This window comes from Nitrogeniibacter mangrovi, assembly GCF_010983895.1.
Lineage (GTDB): Bacteria > Pseudomonadota > Gammaproteobacteria > Burkholderiales > Rhodocyclaceae > Nitrogeniibacter > Nitrogeniibacter mangrovi.
Genome location: NZ_CP048836.1, coordinates 3,374,686 through 3,394,697 on the forward strand (window position 1 = coordinate 3,374,686; position 20,012 = coordinate 3,394,697).

The window sequence follows — 20,012 nt, forward strand, 5'->3', positions numbered from 1 at the left end:
TCAACCTCCGATGGCCACGGCGGTGAACGTCTGGTTCACGTGCACGCCGTTGAACTGTTCACCATAGGTGGAAAATCCGAACACCCGGTTGGCGGCCATGAGCCGGCCGACCGCGGCGTCGATGCCCTCGCCCTCGAATTCGAGCCGGCGCAGGATGCAGTCGCAGGCCAGGATCAGGGCTGGCTCGGGCATCGCGCGACGCAGCTCCGAGAAGGCCGTCTGCAGGGTTTCGAGCGGATCGACGGCGGCGCCGATGGTCACGATCAGCCCCTCCTCGATCGCGCAATAGCAGGTCAGGGACATGTCCGCGCCGATCTGCTGGACGGAACGCACATAGGGCTCCTGACCGAAGGACAGCACGAGCGGATGGCAGGAGAACACCTCGGCCGTCAGCGCGTCCGGGGTCAGCCCCAGCGCCTCGGCGTAGGCCACGGCCGCCGGTTCGCCGTTCATCTCGTAGATGATCCGGCGCTCCGGGTCGGCGGCGGTGATGACCAGTTCGGTCGCGGTGGGATGAAAGTGCTGCACCTTCATGGGCTGGATCGGCGCGTCGCACTCGACCAGACAGAACACGGCCGCGTCGCTGAGGAAGCGACCGGCACCGTCATAGACGTGGGTGCTTTCGAAGCGCAGGTCGTCGCCGGCCGAGCCGCCGACGATGGGCATGTTGCCGACCGCCTGGTAGAGGCTGGCGACCAGGCGCTCCTCGAGCATGGACAGGCCATCGACCAGCAGCAGGCCGAAGCGGCTCAGGTCCGGATGCGCGGCACCGCGTTCGCGCACCGCCTCGGCGATGCGCACGGCCCGGTGGGCATGATCCGCGAGCGGGGTGATCGGATACGGCTGCAGACGCAGGCCGCCACCGCGAAAACCCACCCCGAGAATCCCGGTGTGTTCGAATCCGTCCGCGCCGATCTGCCCGGCCGCCGTGCACCCGGTGGTCGGGCAGACAAAGGTGTCCTGCAGCGCCGATCCGAGTTCCCCGAGCACGTAGTCCGGGGAACAGAAGAAGATGACCGCATCGAGGGTGCCCGGGCCGAAGGCCGCCGCCAGCTCGGCGACGGCCTGGCGCGGGTCCATCGACCGGCTCTCGCCATGTACGACTTCGATCGCCATTGTCACTCCCTTTCAGGGCTATCAGGCTTCTTGTATCGGCGCCCTCCGGGCAAGCTTGAATCGGACACGGCGCGAGCGGACACGGGACGAGGACGAAAAAAGGGCGCCCGCAGGCGCCCTGGCTCGGCAACGGGGCCCGGTTCAGGCCTTGTGCGGCTCCGAGGCATCCACCACGGCCAGCGCGGTGATGTTCACCAACCGACGAACGGTGGCGGTGGCGGTGAGGATGTGGACGGCCTTGGCGGCCCCGAGCAGGATCGGCCCCACCGAGACGCCATCGCTGTTGGCCTGCTTGCACAGGTTGAAGCTGATGTTGGCCGCATCGATGTTGGGCATCACCATCAGGTTGGCCTGCCCCGACAGCGTGCTCTCGAAGCTGGCCTCGGCGCGGATGTCCGGATCGAGCGCGGCGTCGGGATGCATCTCGCCGTCGCATTCGATGTCGGCGCGACGCGCCACGAGCAGGTCGCGCGCCTGGCGCATCTTGCGCGCCGAGGCGGAGTTGGAACTGCCGAAGTTCGAGTGCGACAGCAGCGCCACCTTGGGCTTGATCCCGAAGCGCTTGAGCTCGTCCGCCGCCATGGCGGCGATCTCGGCCACCTCGTCGGCACTCGGGCTCTCGTTCACGTAGGTGTCGGCGATCGCCAGGACCCGCTTGGGCAGCAGCAGGATGCTCATGGCCGCGAAGCGATGCGCGCCCGGGGCCAGCCCGATCACGTCCTGCACCTGCTTGAGGTGGTAGTCGTAGGTCCCGTAGGTGCCGCACACCAGCGCGTCGGCATCGCCGCGGCGCAGCAGCATGCAGCCGATCAGGGTGGTGTCGCGACGCAGCTTGGCGCGGGCGATCTCGGCGGTGATGCCGTCGCGGGACATCATCTTGTGATAGTCCTGCCACAGTTCCCGGTAGCGCGGATCGTCCTCGGTGTTGACCACCTCGAAATCGCGTCCGATGACCAGATCGAGGCCGGCCTTGGCGATGCGATGCTCGATCACCGCCGGGCGACCGATCAGGATCGGCTGCGCAAGGCCTTCGTCGAGCACCGCGCGCACCGCATGCAGGACGCGCACATCCTCGCCCTCGGAGTAGAGCACCCGCTTCTTCTCCGCCGGGATCTTCTTCGCCGCCGAGAACACCGGCTTCATGATGATGCCGGACTGGTACACGAAGTTGGTCAGGCTCTCGGCATAGGCCTTGAAGTCCTCGATCGGCCGCGTCGCCACGCCCGATTCCATCGCCGCGCGCGCCACCGCCGGCGCGATCTTGATGATCAGGCGCGGATCGAAGGGCTTGGGAATGATGTAGTCGGGCCCGAAGCGCAGGTCGGCGCCGGCATAGGCGGTGGCGACCGCATGGCTCTGCTCGGCCTCGGCCAGCTCGGCAATGGCCTTCACGCAGGCCAGCTTCATCTCCTCGGTGATCGTGGTGGCGCCCACGTCGAGCGCGCCACGGAAGATGAACGGGAAGCACAGGACGTTGTTGACCTGGTTCGGATAGTCGGAGCGACCGGTGGCGATGATGCAGTCCGGACGCACCGCCTTGGCCTCCTCCGGCATGATCTCCGGGGTCGGGTTGGCGAGCGCGAAGATCAGCGGCTTGTCGCCCATGCGCGCCACCATCTCGGGCTTGAGCACCCCGGCGGTGGACAGGCCGAGGAAGATGTCCGCGCCCTCGATCACCTCGCCCAGCGTCTTCGCCTCGGTCTGCTGCGCATAGCGCGCCTTGTTGGCCTCCATGTTCTCGTCGCGGCCGACACGGATCACACCGCGCGAATCGCACACGTACACGTTCTCACGCTTGAGCCCGAGGCTGACCATGAGGTCGAGGCAGGCAATGGCGGCGGCGCCGGCGCCGGAGCACACCAGCTTGACGGTGCCGATGTCCTTGCCCACCACCTTGAGGCCGTTGATCAGGCCGGCGGCGGAGATGATGGCGGTGCCGTGCTGGTCGTCATGGAAGACGGGAATGTTCATGCGCTCGCGCAGCTTCTTCTCGATGTAGAAGCACTCGGGCGCCTTGATGTCTTCCAGATTGATGCCGCCGAGCGTGGGCTCGAGGGCGGCGATGATGTCGATGAGCTTGTCCGGGTCGTTTTCGGCCAGCTCGATGTCGAACACATCGATGTTGGCGAATTTCTTGAACAGGCAGCCCTTGCCTTCCATCACCGGCTTGGAAGCCAGCGGGCCGATGTTGCCCAGACCCAGCACGGCGGTGCCATTGGTCACCACGCCGACGAGATTGCCGCGCGAGGTCAGCTCGCTGGCCTGCGCGGCGTCGTCAACGATCGCGTTGCAGGCGGCGGCCACGCCGGGCGAGTAGGCCAGCGCCAGGTCGCGCTGGTTGGTCAGTCCCTTGGTCGGAACGACCGAAATTTTGCCGCGGGTCGGCGCGCGGTGATATTCCAGCGCGGCGGCGATGAAATCCTGATCCATGAGTCCCCCTCTAAGGTCTCTCCAGCCAATCGATTCCGTCGCCGGGGCGACGGCCTGCCCTTCACGTCTCGACTCGCCGCTTTGAGGTTTGTGGTTGTCACCGCAACAGGGTGTTGCGGTCGCGGCGGGGCGTGGTACCGGCCGGGGAGAGACCGGGATCGCGCCATGCGAAAAAGCGCGCGCATTATCGCATGAAGCGATTCGGGCAGCCATGGTAAACCCTTATCGCGACGCAGCATTGCTGGCAGAATGTGCGCACACCGAACACAATCGGGCGGCATCGAAGGGGAGGCAAGACAGCATGCGACGTGTGATCTTCAATCAGAAAGGGGGCGTCGGCAAATCCACCATCACCTGCAACCTGGCGGCCATCGGCGCCCACCAGGGCAAGCGCACGCTGGTGGTGGATCTGGACCCGCAGGGCAATTCCACCCGCTACCTGCTGGGTGCCGGCGCCGACGCGCTGGACGCGTCACTGGCCGATTTCTTCGACCAGACGCTGAACTTCCGCCTCAACCCCAAGCCGCTCGACGAATTCGTGGTCGAATCCCCGTTCCCGGGCCTGTACGTGATGCCCTCGCATCCGGAGCTCGAAGAACTGCAGGGCAAGCTCGAATCGCGCTACAAGATCTTCAAGCTGCGCGAGGCGCTCGATGAACTGGCCGACGAATTCGACGCCATCTACATCGACACCCCGCCGGCGCTGAACTTCTACACCCGCTCGGCGATGATCGCCGCCGACGCCTGCCTGATTCCCTTCGACTGCGACGATTTCTCCCGCCGCGCGCTCTACGCCCTGCTCGACAACGTGGCCGAGATCCGTGCCGATCACAACGACGCGCTCGAGATCGAGGGCATCGTGGTCAACCAGTTCCAGCCGCGCGCCAGCCTGCCGAAAAAGGTGGTGCAGGAGCTCATCGACGAGGGCCTGCCCATCATCGAGCCCTACCTGTCGGCCTCGGTGAAGATCAAGGAGTCGCACGAGAAAGCCCAACCCATGATCCACCTCGACCCGAAGCACAAGCTCACCGGGCAATACGTGGACCTGCACGACACCCTGGCGCGAAAATACGGCACCTGAGGGCGGCGATCGGGAGCTTTTTCGCCCGCGCGCAGTCCACCCGGCCGTCCAGATATCCGAGAGATCCTCATGACCCGCAGCATCCGCCTCTGGGACCTGCCCACCCGCCTCGTTCACTGGTCCCTCGTGGCCGGCGTGGTCGGCGCCTTCGTCACCGCCAAGATCGGCGGCAACCTCATGCTCTGGCACGAGCGCATCGGCCTGCTCCTGGTCGGTCTGCTGGTGTTCCGCCTGGTCTGGGGCTTCGTGGGCTCCACCTACGCCCGTTTCGGCCACTTCGTGCGCGGCCCGGGGGCCATCGCCGCCTACATCAAGGGCCAGTGGCGCGGCATCGGCCACAACCCGCTCGGCGCCCTGTCGGTGCTCGCCCTGCTCGGCCTGCTCGCCGCGCAGGCGCTCACCGGGCTGTTCGCGAACGACGACATCGCCTTCAACGCCCCCCTCTATCCGCTGGTCTCCAAGGACACCTCAGACGCGCTGACCGGCTGGCATCATCGCGGCGAGATTGCCCTCTACGTGCTGGTCGGCCTGCATCTGGCCGCGATCGTGTACTACGCCGTGGCCCGGCGCGAACGCCTGGTGCCGGCCATGATCACCGGCCGCCGCGACGTTGGCGCCGACGCACCGCACCGCGATGCACGCGGCGGCGGTCCGGTCGCCTTCATCGTGGCGCTGGTCCTGGCGACGGCGGCGGTCTGGTCCGCGTCGGGCGCCTTCAATCCACCGCCCCCGCCACCGAGCATCGACACGCCGGCGTGGTGAGCCCGGCACCATGAAAAAGACCGCCCCGGGGCGGTCTTTTTCATTTTCATTGTGGCGTGCGACGGCCTCGGGGTGCCTGTCTCATTCCTCTTCGCGGAATTTCTCGTGGCACGCTTTGCAGGCCTTGCCGGTCTCGCCGAACTGGGCCTTGATGGCGGCCGGGTCGCCGGTCGCGGCGGCCGCCTGCAAGGCGTTGGCCTGCTTGACGAAGTTCATCGCGATCTTGCGCACTTCATCCGGTTGCTGGAAGAACGCGGACTTGAGCCGGGTCTTCTCCCATCCCTTGCCCTGATCGGTCCCCGGCGCATACAGCGCCCCCATGCCGGAATTGGCCACGGCGGCGATAACATTGGCGGCCGCCTCGACCTGAGCCTTGTCGTAGGGCACCGCGCCGTCGACCACCTGGGCCTTGATCTTGCCCATGTTCCAGGCCATGAAGGCATAGCCGGACTGGCGGAACTTGATCATGTCCTCGGGTTTGACCTGGGCGGAGGCGGCCGTGGCCAGGCCGAGGGCGGCCAGACCGACGAGTGCACGGGCTGCGATGTGTTTCATGGATGCAATTCTCCAAGCATGCAATGGGGATGGCCGGCGCGCGCCGGCCGACGATGATCGGGGGCGTACGCGTGCCGTACGCCGTCAGAATATTAACCGACCCTGATATTCCGACGACTGCGATGCGTCAAAGTTTCGCGGAAAACGGCCGTTACGAAGTGCATCGCCCGCTGACAGAAAACGACAGGCATGACCGCCACACTGAACGTCACCGAACTCGATACGCTCATCGTCGAACCCTCCGCCATGCAGGCCCGGATCATCGCCCAGGCGTGCACCGACCTGGGCCTGCCTGCGCCCCGGCACGCCTCCAGCACCGCGGAGGCGATCGACACCATGCTGGCGCAGCGCCCGGACCTGGTCATCAGCGCCCTGTACCTGCCCGACGGTTCGGGCACCGAGCTGGTCCGGCAGATGCGCGCCCACCCCCTGCTCGAGGCGGTCGCCTTCATCCTGGTGTCCAGCGAAACCAACCCCCAGGCCCTCGACCCGGTGCGCCAGTCGGGCATCTGCGGCATCGTGCCGAAGCCGTTTTCGAACGCGCAGCTCGGCCGCGCCCTCGACAACACCCTCGATCTGCTGTCGGCCGAGGCGCTCGGCGGCACCGACACGCCGCTGGAGGATCTCAAGGTGCTGGTGGTGGACGACAGCCCCAACGCGCGCAGATTCATCCGCCGCGTGCTCGGCAACCTGGGGGTGGAACACTTCATCGAGGCCGGCGACGGGGCCGAGGCCATGGCCATCATCAACGACGTGATGGTCGATCTGGTGGTCACCGACTACAACATGCCGGAGATGGATGGCCGGGAACTGGTCGAGCACATCCGCCGCCAGAGCTGGCAGCGCGCCGTGCCCATCCTGATGGTCACCAGCGAATCCGATGCCGGTCGCCTGGCCGCCGTTCAGGATGCGGGCGTCTCCGGCATCTGCGACAAGCCCTTCGAGCCGGCCACGGTCCGCAGCCTGCTCGCGCGCATGCTCGGCGCCGGCTGAGCGCGCCTCACCCCACCGGTTCGAGCTTGGCCACGCCGAGCAGCAGCCACTTCATGCCGTTGGGGCCGAAGTTGATCTGGATGCGCGCATCCGCCCCGCTCCCCTCCGCCGCCACGATGGTGCCGACGCCGAAGCGCGCATGCTGCACCGCCTGGCCGATGCGCAGCCCGTTGAGGTCGCGCGAGGCCTGGGCCGGCGCCGTGGCGGCGCGGCGCATGCCGGCGCCGAAAGCGCCGGGCGATGGCTGCCGCGACGCGCTTTGCTGCGGCGTGAGCCACTTGGTCAGCCCCACCGGGATCTCGTCGAGGAAGCGCGAACGCATGCAATAGCGCGTCTGCCCATGGAGCATGCGGCTTTGCGCCAGCGACACGTACAGGCGCTGGCGCGCCCGCGTGACCGCCACGTACATGAGGCGGCGCTCCTCTTCCAGCCCGTCGAGCTCGCGCACGCTGTTGTCGTGCGGAAACAGGCCCTCCTCCAGGCCGGTGAGGAACACCACGTCGAACTCCAGCCCCTTGGCCGAATGGACCGTCATGAGCTGGATCGCGTCCTCGCCGGCATCGGCCTGGTGGTCACCGGCCTCGAGCGAGGCATGGGCGAGGAAATCGGCCAGCAGGGGGTGATCCACGGCCGCTTCGGGCGCCGGCATCTCGGCGACGAAGTTGGCCGCCGCGCTGATCAGCTCGTCCAGGTTCTCGAGCCGTTCCTGACCGTCCTTGGCCTTCTGGCTCAGGTAGTGCTCGCGCAGGCCCGACTGGTCGAGCACGTGATCGACCACCTCGGGCAGCGGCAGGGCCGCGGTATCGCTGCGCATCTTCTCGATCATGGCCACGAAGGGCTCGATCGCCTTGCGCGGCTTGCCGGTCAGGTGCGAGACGGTGGCGTAGAGACTGCCGTTGAAGGTGCGCGCGGCGTCCTGCAGCGCTTCGAGCGAGCGGGCGCCGATGCCGCGGGTGGGGAAATTGACCACCCGGGCGAAGGCGGTGTCGTCATCGGGGTTGGCGATCAGGCGCAGGTAGGCCAGCGCATGCTTGACCTCCTGGCGCTCGAAGAAGCGCAGGCCGCCATACACGCGATACGACACCCCGGCCGAGAACAGCTGGTGCTCGAGCACCCGCGACTGGGCATTCGAGCGGTACAGCACTGCGATGTCGGAGCGGCTCAGGCCGTCGCGCACCAGCGACTGGATCTCCTCGACCAGCCAGCGCGCCTCGTCGCCGTCGGTAAAGGCCTCGTAGACGCGGATCGGCTCGCCTTCGCCCTGATCGGTCCACAACTGCTTGCCCAGGCGCTGGGTGTTGTTGGCGATGATCGCGTTGGCCGCGTCGAGGATGTTGCCGCAGGAGCGGTAGTTCTGCTCCAGGCGGATCACGTTGGGCACCTGGAACTCACGCTCGAAGGCCAGCATGTTGCCCACCTCGGCGCCGCGGAAGCGGTAGATCGACTGATCGTCGTCGCCGACGCAGAACAGGCACGCGCCCGGCACCTCGCCATCGCCGCCGGCGAGCAGCTTCAGCCAGCGGTACTGCAGTTTGTTGGTGTCCTGGAACTCATCCACGAGAATGTGCCGGAAGCGGCGCTGGTAGTGCTTCCGGATCGGTTCGTTGTGCTTGAGCAGCTCGTAGCTGCGCAACAGCAACTCCGCAAAATCCACAACAGACTCGCGCTGGCACTGGGCCTCATACTCCGCGAACAGTTCGACGCGGCGGCGGGTGAACTCGTCCCAGGCCTCCACGTCGGCGGGCCGGTGGCCCTGTTCCTTCTGGCCGTTGATGAAGTGCTGCAGCTCGCGCGGCGGGTACTTCTCGTCATCCACGTTGAGGGTCTTGAGCAGGCGCTTGATCGCCGCCAGCTGGTCGGCCGAATCGAGGATCTGGAACAGCTGGGGCAGATTCGCCTCGCGATGATGCGTGCGCAGCAGCCGGTTGCACAGGCCGTGGAAGGTGCCGATCCACATCCCCCGGGTGTTGATCGGCAGCATCGCGGTGATGCGCGCGATCATCTCCTTGGCAGCCTTGTTGGTGAAGGTCACCGCGAGGAGGCCCTGCGGGGTGACCTGGCCGGTCTGGATCAGCCACGCGATGCGCGTGGTCAGCACCCGCGTCTTGCCCGATCCGGCGCCCGCCAGGATCAGGGCGTGCTGGGGTGGCAGGGTGACTGCCTGGGTTTGTTCCCGGTTCAGTCCGGCGAGCAGATCGGTCATGCATCCTCCTTGTGGGGGCTCATTCTACCCGGCTCGCCGACCGGACTGTGCTGCGGGAACAAGCACTTGTCGAAACCCGACAAAAAGACTAAGGTTTGATTGTGCAAAGCAACATTTGTTTGAACTTTCTCACGAACATACGCCTCAAAACCGCGTAGAATTCAAACTATCGTTTGTATTGCCCTGCACCAACAGAGCAGAGAAAACCGCCCACAAGGCGGCGCTTGCAGGACCATGACATGAGCCGGAGACCGGCCGAAGGAGTACAGAGATGAAATCACCCAAGCTGCTGCCTTGGTATGCGCGCAAGGCAGGCGTATCGATCGAGCGCGCCGAAGTACTGTGGCGCAAGGCCGTGCGCAAGGCCACCGCCGACACCGGCTGGGTCGGCAACGCCGAATACTGGGGTGCGGCCATGGACAACTTCCTCGCCCTGCTCGAGGCGGAGAATTCGAGCCTCTGTACGCCGAACCTCGCGGACGTGCTGCGCATGCAGCACCGCGCCATGCGCCTGCCGCTGACCCTCTTCGAAGATCTCTCGGCGGCCACGGCCGCCAACTGGCAACGCTACTTCAGTTGCTGGCATCGCGCCGCCTGAGGCGCGCGCCTACCGTCTCCCTCCCTCTCCTCGATGGAGTTCGGCATCCGGGCAACCGGGTGCCGTTTTTTCGTTCACCGGCGAAAATTCCCGTCGGTTCAGGCACCTGAATCGCCCGGCGCCAAGACGCTTCACGGTATACTTGCGCGTTTTGATCCGTCGCCCAGCCGCCATCATGCAGGACAAGTATCACGCCTCCGCCATCGAGACCGCCGCCCAGCAGCACTGGGCCGAGCACAAGCGCTTCGAGGTCGCCGAAGACACCGACCGCCCGAAGTTCTACTGCCTGTCCATGTTCCCCTACCCGTCGGGCAAGCTGCACATGGGCCATGTGCGCAACTACACCATCGGCGACGTGATCAGCCGCGTGCAGCGCATGCGCGGGTTCAACGTGATGCAGCCCATGGGGTGGGACGCCTTCGGCATGCCGGCGGAGAACGCCGCCATCCAGAACAAGGTGCCCCCGGCCCAGTGGACCTACGCCAACATCGATTACATGAAGAACCAGCTCAAGCGGCTGGGCTTCGGCATCGACTGGTCCCGCGAACTGGCCACCTGCACACCCGAGTACTACCGCTGGGAGCAGTGGCTGTTCACCCGCCTGTACCAGAAAGGCCTGATCTACAAGAAGCTGGGCACGGTGAACTGGGATCCGGTGGACGAGACCGTGCTGGCCAACGAGCAGGTGATCGACGGGCGCGGCTGGCGCTCCGGCGCGCTGATCGAGAAGCGCGAGATCCCCATGTATTACATGAAGATCACCGCCTACGCCGACGAGCTGCTCGACGCCCTGGACGCGCTGGAGGGCTGGCCCGAGCAGGTCAAGCTGATGCAGAAGAACTGGATCGGCCGCTCCGAGGGGCTGGAGGTGCATTTCCCCTACGACCTCGAGAGCATCGGCGAAGCCGGCGTGCTCAAGGTGTTCACCACCCGCGGCGACACCCTGATGGGCGCCACCTACGTGGCCGTGGCCGCCGAGCATCCGCTCGCCCTCAAGGCCGCCGAAGGCAATCCGGCACTGGCCGACTTCGTGGCCGAATGCCAGCGCGGCGGGGTCGCCGAGGCCGATCTGGCCACCCTCGAGAAGAAGGGCATGCCCACCGGCCTGCGCGTGGTCCATCCGATCACCGGCGAATACCTGCCGGTATGGGTCGCCAACTACGTGCTCATGGGCTACGGCGAAGGCGCCGTGATGGCGGTGCCGGCCCATGACGAGCGCGATTTCGCCTTCGCCACCAAATACCGGCTGCCCATCGTCCCGGTGATCGCGCCGGGCGAATGGGGCCAGAAGGTCGATTCCAACTCCGGCGTGTTCGCCGACGCCAGCGCCAAGCTGGTGGATCACACCCCCACGCTGAGCGGCGAAGCCGACGAACAGCATCTGGCCTGGTCGCACTGGCAGGACGTGTTCGCCGAGCACGGCCGCCTGGTCAATTCGGGCAAGTACGACGGCCTGCGCTCCCTCGAAGCCATCGACGCCATCGCCGCCGACCTGGGCGCGAAGGGGCTGGGCAGCAAGCGCGTGCAGTACCGCCTGCGCGACTGGGGCATCTCCCGCCAGCGCTACTGGGGCTGCCCGATTCCGATGATCCACTGCGACACCTGCGGTGACGTGCCGGTGCCGGACGACCAGCTGCCGGTGGTACTGCCCGAGAACGTGGAGATCACCGGCGCCGGCTCGCCGCTGGCGCGCATGCCCGAGTTCTACGAATGCGCCTGCCCCACATGCGGCCAGAGCGCGCGGCGCGAGACCGACACCATGGACACCTTCGTGGAGTCGTCCTGGTACTTCCTGCGCTACGCCTGCGCCGACAACGCCGAGGCCATGGTGGATGCACGGGTCGATTACTGGGCCCCGGTGGACCAGTACGTGGGCGGCATCGAGCATGCCATCCTGCACCTGCTCTATTCGCGCTTCTTCACCCGCGCCATGCGTGACGAAGGCCTCGTCGCGGCGAGCGAACCCTTCACCCGCCTGCTGACCCAGGGCATGGTGGTCGCCGACACCTATTACCGCGACCTGGCCGACGGCAAGAAGCAGTGGATCAACCCGGCCGACGTGGACGTCGAGCGTGACGACAAGGGTCGCGTGGTGAGCGCCACCCTGCGCGCCGACGGCCAGCCGGTGGTCATCGGCGGCACCGAGAAGATGTCCAAGTCGAAGAACAACGGCGTGGATCCGCAGGCGCTGGTCGATCAGTACGGCGCCGACACCGCGCGCTTCTTCATCATCTTCACCTCGCCCCCGGACCAGCAGCTCGAGTGGTCCGACTCCGGGGTCGAAGGCGCCTACCGGTTCCTGCGTCGGGTGTGGAGCCTCGGTCACCGCTACGCCACCGAGATCCGCGCGCACCTGCCCGAGGCCCGCCTGCTGCCCGGCGGCACGCTGCCGGAAGCGCTCGCCGATGTCCGGCGCGAGCTCCATGGCCTGCTCAAGCAGGCGGACTACGACCTGGGCAAGCACCAGTTCAACACCGTGGCCTCGGCCACCATGAAGATGCTCAACGCCCTCGAGAAAGCGCCCGCCGACGCGGCGGCCGCGCACGCCGAGGTGGTCGCCGAAGGGCTCTCCATCCTGCTGCGCGTGCTCGCCCCGATCACGCCGCACATCTGCCACGCCCTGTGGCGCGAGTGCGGCTTCGGCGACGACATCCTCGATGCCGCCTGGCCGCAGGTGGACGAGGCCGCCCTGGTGCAGGACGAGATCGAGCTGATGCTGCAGATCAACGGCAAGCTGCGCGGCAGCCTCAAGGTCGCCGCCGACGCCCCCCGCGACGTGATCGAGAACACCGCCCTGGCCCACGAGGCCGCGGTGCGCTTCATGGATGGCAAGCCGGTGCGCAAGCTGGTCGTCGTCCCCGGTCGCCTCGTGAACATCGTATGCTGAGCGCCGCAAGCGCCCACCCCACCGGAGTGCCTGTATGACCCTGCCCCTGCGACGCCACCTGTTCGTTGCCCTCGCGGCCCTGGTGCTGAGCGCCTGCGGCTTCCACCTGCGCGGCAACATCGCCATGCCGTTCCATACGGTCTATCTTGCGGGCGACGAGAACAATGCGGTGCTCGTCGACCTGCGCCGCCAGCTGCGGCTCAACGATGTCGAGGTCGTCGACACCGCCCCACAGGCCGAGGCGGTGATCCGGGTGATCCAGCTCAGGAAGGAAAAGGACATCCTCAGCCTCAACGCCGCCGGCAAGGCGCGTGAGTACCGGCTCTTCTACACCCTCGCGTACGCGGTCGACACCCCCACCGGCAAGACCCTGCGCGCGCCGGACCGCATCATCCTGCGCCGCGACATCACCTTCGACGACTCCCAGGTGCTGGCCAAGGCACAGGAGGAGACGCTGTTGTACAACGACATGGAAAACGACCTGATCCAGCAGCTGATGCGTCGCCTCGCCACGATCAAGCTCGACACCGCGCAATGAAGCTCGCGCCCGACCGTCTCGCCACCCAGCTGGGGCAGACGCTCGGCGCGCTCTACGTCGTCCATGGCGACGAACCGCTGCTCGTCTCCGAGGCCGGCGACGCGATCCGCGCCGCGGCCCGGCAGCAGGGCTTCGACGAACGCGAGATCCTGGTCAGCGGCCCCGGTTTCGGCTGGGAGGCCCTGTTCGCCTCCACCGGCACGATGTCCCTGTTCGGCAGCCGCAAGGTGGTCGACCTGCGCATCCCCAACGGCAAGCCCGGCAAGGACGGCGGCGACGCCCTCAAGCAGCTGGCCGAACATACGCCCGATCGCGCCGAGGACGTGCTCACCCTGATCACCCTGCCCGAGCTGGACTGGGCCACCCGCAAGACCGCCTGGTTCGGTGCGCTCGACAGGCGCGGCGTGGTGGTCGAATGCAACGCTCCGCCCCGCGAGCAGCTGCCCGGCTGGATCGCCCTGCGCCTGGGCGCGCAGCAGCAGTCGGCGCCCGCCGAGGCACTCGCCTTCATCGCCGACCATGTGGAAGGCAATCTGCTGGCCGCGCATCAGGAATTGCGCAAGCTGGCGCTGCTGTATCCGGCAGGCGAGCTGAGCCTGGAGCAGATCCGCGAGGCGGTGCTCGACGTGGCCCGCTACAGTGTCGAACATCTGCGCATGGCGCTGCTCGAGGGCAACGCCGCGCGCTGCAGCCGCCTGCTCGAGGGGCTGGCGGGCGAAGGTACGGCGCCGCCGCTGGTGCTGTGGACGCTGGCCAACGAGGTACGCACCCTGGCGCGCATCCAGTCGGCCCAGCAGCGCGGCCAGCCGGTCGCGGCGGCCATGAAGGCCGAGCGCGTGTTCGACGACCGGCGCCGCAATGCCCTGCAGCGCGCCCTCGGCCGCCTGCGCCCCGGTGCCGTGCGCGCGGCCCTGGCCCACGCGGCGCGCATCGATCGCATCATCAAGGGCATCGCCCCCGGCGACGTCTGGGACGAGTGCCTGCGCCTGTGCCTGCGCCTGTGCCCGCCGGGCACCGCGCGCCCCGCGCCGGGCCGCTGATCCGCCCCGCTTTGCCGCATCCGCCGTCGATGCGGTAATCTGGTCAATTACCGTCTCGTATCGACAACGCCGCATCATGGACATCGCAAGCTACATGCAGACCGTCGGCCAGCAGGCCCGCGCCGCTTCACGCGTGCTCGCCGCCGCCACCACCGACGCCAAGAACCAGGCGCTGAGCGCCATTGCCAGCCGCCTGCGCTCGAGCAAGGACGCGCTGCTGAGCGCCAACGCCGCGGACCTCGCCCAGGCCCGGGACGACGGCCTGGAGCCCGCCCTGGTCGACCGCCTCACGCTCACCGAAAAAGGCATCGAGGCCATGGCCCAGGGCCTGGAGCAGATCGCCGCCCTGCCGGACCCGGTGGGCGAGATCACCGACGTCAAACGCCGCCCGAGCGGCATCCAGGTGGGCAAGATGCGCGTGCCGCTGGGGGTGATCGGCATCATCTACGAGGCCCGCCCCAACGTGACCGCGGACGCGGCCGGCCTGTGCCTCAAATCGGGCAACGCCGCCATCCTGCGCGGCGGCAAGGAGGCCATCCACAGCAATCAGGCCATCGCCGCCTGCGTGCGCGCCGGCCTGGGCGATGCCGGCCTGCCGGACACCGCGGTGCAGGTGATCGAAACCACCGACCGGGCCGTCGTCGGCCAGCTCATCACCCTGCCCGAGTATGTGGACGTGATCGTGCCGCGCGGCGGCAAGGGCCTGATCGAGCGCATCTCGCGCGAGGCGCGCGTGCCGGTGATCAAGCACCTGGACGGGAACTGTCATGTCTACGTGCACACGGCCGCCGATGCGGACAAGGCCGTGGCCATCGTCGAAAACGCCAAGACCCAGCGCTACGGCACCTGCAACACCGCAGAATCCCTGCTGATCGACGCCGCCATCGCCGATGCCCAGCTGCCGCGCATCGGCCAGATGCTGGCCGACAAGGGCGTGACCCTGCGTGCCTGTGCGCAAAGCCTGGCGATCCTGCGTGCGGCGGGCGTCGATCCGCGCCATCTCGAAGCCGCCCAGGAGAGCGACTGGTCCGAGGAATATCTCGCGCCGATCATCGCGGTGCGCGTGGTCGACGGGCTCGATGCGGCCATCGAGCACATCAACCGCTACAGCTCCGGGCACACCGAGAGCATCGTCTCCGAGAACTACACCGCCGCCATGCGCTTCCTGCGCGAGGTCGATTCCGCCTCGGTCATGATCAACGCCTCCACCCGCTTCGCCGACGGCTTCGAGTACGGGCTGGGCGCCGAGATCGGCATCTCCACCGACAAGATCCACGCGCGCGGCCCGGTCGGCCTCGAAGGGCTCACCAGCCAGAAATGGATCGTGTTCGGCAACGGCGAGGTGCGCCGCTGACATTTGGCACGATCGTTCGCAAGCCTGTTAGGATGGGCGGGTGTCGCGCAGGGGCGGCACCCGCCCTGTGTCTTTCTGGAGACTCCATGAGAACCCTCACCGCCCTCCTGTGCTGCCTTTTCACCCTGCTCGCCCACGCCACCACCGAGGTGGCCGGCATCCGGTTTCAGGATTCGGCCACCATCGGCGAACACACGCTCGCCCTCAACGGCGCCGGCCTGCGCACGAAATTCTTCTTCAAGATCTACGCCGTCGGCCTCTATCTGCCGTCCAGGGCAACCACCGCCGCGGCGGCCCTGGAGGATACCGGCGCCAAACGCATCGATCTGACCCTGCTGCGCGACCTCTCCGCCAGGAAATTCGTCGACGCCCTCGACGCCGGGCTGGAAAAAAACCTGAGCGCGACGGAAATGGCCGCGCTGAAGCCCCGCATCACCCAATTCACCCAGACCCTGCTGGCCCTCGGCGAGGCCCATGAAGGCACCCGCATCCAGATCGACTACACACCCACGCGCGGCACCCAGCTCGTCGTCGCCGGGCAGGACGCGGGGGCCCCGATCGCCGGCGCCGAATTCTTCGACGCCCTGCTGCGGGTATGGATCGGCGCCCATCCGGCGCAGGACGACCTGAAGGCCAGACTGCTGGGGCGGTAGGGCCTGGGATCTTCGCACCTGCCCGCCGCTATGGCATACTTGAGCGCTTATGGCGTTCACTTCGCCATGTCGTTTGCTCTGGGGTAGAGCAATCGGGTCGGCGTGGCCTTCGGGCCGCGCCGCACCCACCCGCCGCTTGATTCCCCCCGATCCGAGCGCGCAGAATCCCCCCATGCCGTTTGCCGCCATTCTCCCTGCCCCCTTCGGTGCGCTCGGTATCGACTGCGCCGGCGAGCAGCTCGCCGAAATCCGCTTCCTGCCCCCCGGCACCCGCAGCCACGCACCGGAAACGCCCTTGGCGCGGGAGGCCTGCGCGCAACTGGCGCGCTGGCTCGACGATCCGACACACGCCTTCGATCTGCCCCTCCGGCCGGCTGGCACCGCGTTCCAGCGCCGGGTGTGGGCCGCGATCGCGGCCATCCCGGCCGGTCAGGTGCGCACCTACGGCGAGCTGTCCACCGACCTCGAAAGCGCGGCCCGGGCCGTGGGCCAGGCCTGTGGTGCCAACCCCTTCCCCATCGTCATTCCCTGCCATCGGGTCGTCGCGCGCGATGCGCTGGGCGGCTTCGCGAACGCGCGGGGTGGCTTCCTGATCGACACCAAGCGATGGCTGCTCCGTCACGAACGCCTCGCGTAAGCCCGCTCGGCACGACCGACCAGGCCGACCTGGACGCCTTCTGCGACGGCCTGTGGCTGGAGGACGGCCTCGCCCGCAACACCCTGGAATCGTATCGCCGCGACCTGGCCCAGTTCGCCCGCTGGCTGTCCAGCACCCGGCAGACGGCGCTGAGCGACGCCCGCACCGAGCACCTTCAAGCGTATCTGGCGGAGTTTTCGCGGCGCGCAAAGCCGGCAAGCCAGCGTCGTCTCCTCTCCGCCTGGCGCCGCTACTACCAGCGCCAGCTGCGCGATGGGCGTATCCGCCAAGATCCGAGCGCCGCGATCGATCCACCCCTGCCGGCGCAGCGCTTTCCCAAGACGCTCTCGGAAGGGGCTGTCGACGCCCTGCTGGAGGCGCCCGACGCCGACACCCCGCTCGGCCTGCGCGACAAGGCCATGCTCGAAACCCTCTACGCCACCGGCCTGCGGGTCTCCGAGCTGGTCGGCCTGCAGGTGTTCGAACTCAGTCTCAACGACGGCGTCGTCCGCGTGATGGGCAAGGGCGCCAAGGAGCGGCTGGTGCCCATCGGCGCCCAGGCCGGCGACTGGCTGCGCCGCTACCTGTCCGCGGCCCGTCCGGCCATCCTTGCCGGGCGCCAGTCCGACGCCCTGTTCGTCACCCGTCAGGGCAAAGCCATGAGCCGGCAGATGTTCTGGCGCCTCATCAAACAATACGGTCTGGCCGCCGGGCTGGATCGCGACCGGCTCTCGCCGCACACGCTGCGTCACGCGTTCGCCACCCACCTGCTCAACCACGGCGCCGACCTGCGCGTCGTCCAGCTGCTGCTGGGCCACGCCGATATCTCCACCACGCAGATCTACACCCATGTCGCCCGCGCGCGCCTCAAGCAGCTGCACGCGATCCATCATCCACGCGGCTGATTCCCGCCGCCCCTCGCCCGACGCGCCCATGAACGCCAAACACCCGGAAACACCCGCCACCCGCGCCCTGCGACACGAACGCATCGCCTTCGCGCCGCTCGTCTATACCTACGAGGACCATGGCGGCACCCGGGTCGCCGCTCACGCCCTGAATCTATCCGAACACGCGGTCATCAAGACCCTCGTGATGGAAAATGAACAGGGCAAACCCCTGATCGTCCTGATGCACGGCGACCGGGATGTGGCTGTAAAAAAACTGGCCTCGCACATCGGCGCAAAAACCATTCACCCGTGCACGCCCGAGGTGGCGCAGAAGCACACGGGTTATCAGGTCGGCGGAACATCACCGTTCGGATTGCGAAAATCGATGCCCATCTATTTGGAACGGAGCATCCTGGATTTGCCGCTCATTTACGTCAATGGCGGCAAACGCGGATTTCTGGTCGCCATTCACGCCCACGACCTGATGCGCTCACTGCAGCCGGAAACCGTCGCGGTGGCGCGTCAGCCGGACTGATCGAGCGGCACTGCATCCCGCACAGTCCGTCCCCCGCAATCTCTTCCGCGAAGATATTCATGCGCCAACAGGGCGCGCAGATTTTCTTTTGAATACCTTTTCCAATAAGACGTCGGTTGATTTGAATTAAGGCTTGATGGCAGAATCGCGGTGGCTGCCGTGATATTGCCGTAACGGCGGACCGAATCAATCATGATCTGCCCACGGCCAATCGCCAACACACCACTAACAAGGCCTCGATATGAATATCAAGCTGAACGACATGACGGTGACCGAACTGCGCCGCCTGCGTGGCAAAGTAGACGCCGAGCTCAAGCGCCGCGATGACGTCGCGCGGAAGGAAGTCCTGAAACAGGTCAAGAAAATCGCTGCAGATCATGGCGTTTCACTCAGCGACGTACTCGCCGAAGCCAAGCCGGCACGGGCCGCACGCAAGACGACGACTCGCAAATCCGCCACAAAGGGCAAGCGCGTTCCGGTGAAATATCGCAATCCCGCCGACAGCAGCCAGGGATGGACGGGTCGCGGGCGCAAGCCACGCTGGGTCGAAGAATGGCTTGCAGGCGGAAAATCCCTGGACGACCTCTTGGTCAGCCAATAATCACTGCCTGCCGGAAATAAAAATGGCCGCCCCGGGGCGGCCATTTTTATTTCGGTGATGCGCGCTCATATTCGCTGCATTTCAGTCGGCATCGAAGATGGCGCGCCCGTCGCGCCCACGCTGGATATAGACGCCGACCCGGCGCACGTCCTTCATGATGCCTATTTTGGCGATCCGGAGCTTGACCCACGGCGCATTGAACTCGTCGAACAGCAAGGCGACGACGAATTCCCCCAGCGTTTCGATCAGGTTGAAATGGCGCTTCCCCAGTTCATCCCGGATCCGCTCGATCACCTTCGCATAGTCGATGGTGTCGTCGATATCATCGCGCTCGGCGGCCGCATCCGGCACACCGAAGGTCAGATTCAGTTCCAGGGTTTGTGCCGCCACCTGCTCTCGCGGATAAATGCCGACCCGCGCCTTGACGCGCAATTCTTCGATGAAGATGAAATCCATGCGAACTCTCGACTAGAATTGCTGCCATTCTATCCGAACCGCCACGCCGCACCCGGCGCGCGTCCCACTGCATGAATACCGTCACCCTCGGCTTCGTCCTGCTCGCCTATCTGATCGGCGCCGTCCCGTTCGCCGTCCTCGTCAGCAAAGGCTTCGGCCTGGCCGATCCGCGCGGCTACGGATCGGGCAACCCCGGCGCCACCAACGTACTGCGCTCGGGCAACAAGCTCGCCGCCGTCCTCACCCTGCTGGGCGACGCACTCAAGGGCACGCTGGCGGTCTGGATCATGGCGCGCTGGGGCAGCGATGCGCCCGTCGCCGTCGCCTCGGCCGGCCTGGCCGCCTTCATCGGCCACATCTTTCCGGTAACGCTTGGTTTCAAGGGCGGCAAGGGCGTGGCCACGGCGGTCGGGGTGCTGCTGGCGTTCAGTGGCTGGCTCGCGCTGGCCTGCGTGCTCATCTGGCTGCTCACCGCCATCGTCTCGCGCTATTCCTCGCTCGCGGCACTGCTCGCCGCGCTGGCGGCGCCGCTGGTCGCCCAGGCCCTGATCGGCGTCCCCGCGATCACGGGCGCCTGCGTCGTCATGGCCGCGCTGCTGGTCTACCGCCATTCGGCCAACATCAGACGCCTGCTCGCCCGCACCGAACCGAAGATCGGCCAGAAGAAACAAGCCGGCTGATCCGCG

At 66.9% G+C, this 20,012-nt stretch carries 19 protein-coding genes; 14 read left to right on the top strand and 5 right to left on the bottom strand.

Annotated elements, in window-relative coordinates:
* Nucleotides 1-1,116, bottom strand: coding sequence for an FIST N-terminal domain-containing protein (locus G3580_RS15645; RefSeq protein ID WP_173767059.1), 1,116 nt, complete (start codon nt 1,114-1,116; stop codon nt 1-3).
* A 141-nt stretch (nt 1,117-1,257) separates the two neighbouring features.
* The gene (locus tag G3580_RS15650) at nt 1,258-3,546 is read right to left on the bottom strand and encodes an NADP-dependent malic enzyme (protein ID WP_173767061.1); all 2,289 of its coding nucleotides are present in this window, start codon (nt 3,544-3,546) and stop codon (nt 1,258-1,260) included.
* 301 nt (nt 3,547-3,847) lie between these two features.
* Between G3580_RS15650 and G3580_RS15655 the strand changes: the two genes are divergently transcribed.
* On the top strand, nt 3,848-4,627 hold the full coding sequence (locus G3580_RS15655) for a ParA family protein (protein ID WP_173767063.1): 780 nt from the start codon (nt 3,848-3,850) through the stop codon (nt 4,625-4,627).
* A 69-nt stretch (nt 4,628-4,696) separates the two neighbouring features.
* Complete coding sequence (locus G3580_RS15660; protein ID WP_173767064.1) at nt 4,697-5,389, top strand: cytochrome b/b6 domain-containing protein; 693 nt, start codon at nt 4,697-4,699, stop codon at nt 5,387-5,389.
* An 81-nt stretch (nt 5,390-5,470) separates the two neighbouring features.
* On the opposite strand, the gene G3580_RS15665 is transcribed toward G3580_RS15660, so the two are convergent.
* On the bottom strand, nt 5,471-5,944 hold the full coding sequence (locus G3580_RS15665; protein ID WP_173767066.1) for a c-type cytochrome: 474 nt from the start codon (nt 5,942-5,944) through the stop codon (nt 5,471-5,473).
* 189 nt (nt 5,945-6,133) lie between these two features.
* Between G3580_RS15665 and G3580_RS15670 the strand changes: the two genes are divergently transcribed.
* Nucleotides 6,134-6,937, top strand: a complete 804-nt coding sequence (locus G3580_RS15670; protein ID WP_173767068.1) for a response regulator transcription factor — start codon at nt 6,134-6,136, stop codon at nt 6,935-6,937.
* A gap of 7 nt (nt 6,938-6,944) precedes the next feature.
* Here G3580_RS15670 and G3580_RS15675 read toward each other — a convergent pair whose 3' ends face one another.
* Nucleotides 6,945-9,140 (bottom strand): UvrD-helicase domain-containing protein, encoded by a 2,196-nt coding sequence (locus G3580_RS15675; RefSeq protein WP_173767070.1) that lies wholly within the window; start codon nt 9,138-9,140, stop codon nt 6,945-6,947.
* Nucleotides 9,141-9,411: 271 nt separating this feature from the next.
* Here G3580_RS15675 and G3580_RS15680 point away from each other — a divergent pair, with 271 nt between their 5' ends.
* The 10 genes from G3580_RS15680 to G3580_RS15725 all read left to right on the top strand — a co-directional run bounded on the left by G3580_RS15680 (nt 9,412) and on the right by G3580_RS15725 (nt 18,870).
* On the top strand, nt 9,412-9,738 hold the full coding sequence (locus tag G3580_RS15680) for a hypothetical protein (protein WP_173767072.1): 327 nt from the start codon (nt 9,412-9,414) through the stop codon (nt 9,736-9,738).
* A 175-nt stretch (nt 9,739-9,913) separates the two neighbouring features.
* A complete protein-coding gene (gene leuS, locus G3580_RS15685; RefSeq protein ID WP_173767074.1) occupies nt 9,914-12,625 on the top strand; it encodes a leucine--tRNA ligase in 2,712 nt (903 codons plus the stop codon).
* Nucleotides 12,626-12,659: 34 nt separating this feature from the next.
* A complete protein-coding gene (locus G3580_RS15690) occupies nt 12,660-13,163 on the top strand; it encodes an LPS-assembly lipoprotein LptE (protein ID WP_173767076.1) in 504 nt (167 codons plus the stop codon).
* The gene (gene holA / locus G3580_RS15695; protein WP_173767078.1) at nt 13,160-14,203 is read left to right on the top strand and encodes a DNA polymerase III subunit delta; all 1,044 of its coding nucleotides are present in this window, start codon (nt 13,160-13,162) and stop codon (nt 14,201-14,203) included. Before G3580_RS15690 ends, holA begins: the two co-directional genes overlap by 4 nt.
* Before the next feature lie 76 nt (nt 14,204-14,279).
* Nucleotides 14,280-15,557 carry a glutamate-5-semialdehyde dehydrogenase gene (locus tag G3580_RS15700; protein ID WP_173767080.1) on the top strand — a complete coding sequence of 426 codons (1,278 nt, stop codon included), beginning with the start codon at nt 14,280-14,282 and terminating at the stop codon, nt 15,555-15,557.
* An 86-nt stretch (nt 15,558-15,643) separates the two neighbouring features.
* Nucleotides 15,644-16,210, top strand: coding sequence for a chalcone isomerase family protein (locus G3580_RS15705; RefSeq protein WP_173767082.1), 567 nt, complete (start codon nt 15,644-15,646; stop codon nt 16,208-16,210).
* Between the two features lie 172 nt (nt 16,211-16,382).
* On the top strand, nt 16,383-16,847 hold the full coding sequence (locus tag G3580_RS15710; protein ID WP_173767084.1) for a methylated-DNA--[protein]-cysteine S-methyltransferase: 465 nt from the start codon (nt 16,383-16,385) through the stop codon (nt 16,845-16,847).
* On the top strand, nt 16,817-17,752 hold the full coding sequence (gene xerD, locus G3580_RS15715) for a site-specific tyrosine recombinase XerD (protein ID WP_173767086.1): 936 nt from the start codon (nt 16,817-16,819) through the stop codon (nt 17,750-17,752). The genes G3580_RS15710 and xerD overlap by 31 nt, the downstream gene beginning before the upstream one ends.
* A gap of 28 nt (nt 17,753-17,780) precedes the next feature.
* Nucleotides 17,781-18,269 (top strand): Cys-tRNA(Pro) deacylase, encoded by a 489-nt coding sequence (gene ybaK / locus G3580_RS15720; RefSeq protein WP_173767088.1) that lies wholly within the window; start codon nt 17,781-17,783, stop codon nt 18,267-18,269.
* A 241-nt stretch (nt 18,270-18,510) separates the two neighbouring features.
* Nucleotides 18,511-18,870: an H-NS histone family protein gene (locus G3580_RS15725; protein ID WP_228720688.1), complete on the top strand. Its 360-nt coding sequence runs from the start codon at nt 18,511-18,513 to the stop codon at nt 18,868-18,870.
* 81 nt (nt 18,871-18,951) lie between these two features.
* On the opposite strand, the gene G3580_RS15730 is transcribed toward G3580_RS15725, so the two are convergent.
* Complete coding sequence (locus tag G3580_RS15730; RefSeq protein WP_173767090.1) at nt 18,952-19,326, bottom strand: dihydroneopterin aldolase; 375 nt, start codon at nt 19,324-19,326, stop codon at nt 18,952-18,954.
* Nucleotides 19,327-19,397: 71 nt separating this feature from the next.
* Between G3580_RS15730 and plsY the strand changes: the two genes are divergently transcribed.
* A complete protein-coding gene (gene plsY / locus G3580_RS15735; RefSeq protein ID WP_173767092.1) occupies nt 19,398-20,006 on the top strand; it encodes a glycerol-3-phosphate 1-O-acyltransferase PlsY in 609 nt (202 codons plus the stop codon).
* Nucleotides 20,007-20,012: the final 6 nt, after the last annotated feature.

What these genes read in the sequence shown, in the direction of transcription:
- G3580_RS15645 (WP_173767059.1), bottom strand. Translation starts at nt 1,116, where the DNA reads ATGGCGATCGAAGTCGTACATGGCGAGAGCCGGTCGATGGACCCGCGC.
- G3580_RS15650 (WP_173767061.1), bottom strand. Translation starts at nt 3,546, where the DNA reads ATGGATCAGGATTTCATCGCCGCCGCGCTGGAATATCACCGCGCGCCG.
- G3580_RS15655 (WP_173767063.1), top strand. Translation starts at nt 3,848, where the DNA reads ATGCGACGTGTGATCTTCAATCAGAAAGGGGGCGTCGGCAAATCCACC.
- G3580_RS15660 (WP_173767064.1), top strand. Translation starts at nt 4,697, where the DNA reads ATGACCCGCAGCATCCGCCTCTGGGACCTGCCCACCCGCCTCGTTCAC.
- G3580_RS15665 (WP_173767066.1), bottom strand. Translation starts at nt 5,944, where the DNA reads ATGAAACACATCGCAGCCCGTGCACTCGTCGGTCTGGCCGCCCTCGGC.
- G3580_RS15670 (WP_173767068.1), top strand. Translation starts at nt 6,134, where the DNA reads ATGACCGCCACACTGAACGTCACCGAACTCGATACGCTCATCGTCGAA.
- G3580_RS15675 (WP_173767070.1), bottom strand. Translation starts at nt 9,140, where the DNA reads ATGACCGATCTGCTCGCCGGACTGAACCGGGAACAAACCCAGGCAGTC.
- G3580_RS15680 (WP_173767072.1), top strand. Translation starts at nt 9,412, where the DNA reads ATGAAATCACCCAAGCTGCTGCCTTGGTATGCGCGCAAGGCAGGCGTA.
- leuS (WP_173767074.1), top strand. Translation starts at nt 9,914, where the DNA reads ATGCAGGACAAGTATCACGCCTCCGCCATCGAGACCGCCGCCCAGCAG.
- G3580_RS15690 (WP_173767076.1), top strand. Translation starts at nt 12,660, where the DNA reads ATGACCCTGCCCCTGCGACGCCACCTGTTCGTTGCCCTCGCGGCCCTG.
- holA (WP_173767078.1), top strand. Translation starts at nt 13,160, where the DNA reads ATGAAGCTCGCGCCCGACCGTCTCGCCACCCAGCTGGGGCAGACGCTC.
- G3580_RS15700 (WP_173767080.1), top strand. Translation starts at nt 14,280, where the DNA reads ATGGACATCGCAAGCTACATGCAGACCGTCGGCCAGCAGGCCCGCGCC.
- G3580_RS15705 (WP_173767082.1), top strand. Translation starts at nt 15,644, where the DNA reads ATGAGAACCCTCACCGCCCTCCTGTGCTGCCTTTTCACCCTGCTCGCC.
- G3580_RS15710 (WP_173767084.1), top strand. Translation starts at nt 16,383, where the DNA reads ATGCCGTTTGCCGCCATTCTCCCTGCCCCCTTCGGTGCGCTCGGTATC.
- xerD (WP_173767086.1), top strand. Translation starts at nt 16,817, where the DNA reads ATGGCTGCTCCGTCACGAACGCCTCGCGTAAGCCCGCTCGGCACGACC.
- ybaK (WP_173767088.1), top strand. Translation starts at nt 17,781, where the DNA reads ATGAACGCCAAACACCCGGAAACACCCGCCACCCGCGCCCTGCGACAC.
- G3580_RS15725 (WP_228720688.1), top strand. Translation starts at nt 18,511, where the DNA reads ATGAATATCAAGCTGAACGACATGACGGTGACCGAACTGCGCCGCCTG.
- G3580_RS15730 (WP_173767090.1), bottom strand. Translation starts at nt 19,326, where the DNA reads ATGGATTTCATCTTCATCGAAGAATTGCGCGTCAAGGCGCGGGTCGGC.
- plsY (WP_173767092.1), top strand. Translation starts at nt 19,398, where the DNA reads ATGAATACCGTCACCCTCGGCTTCGTCCTGCTCGCCTATCTGATCGGC.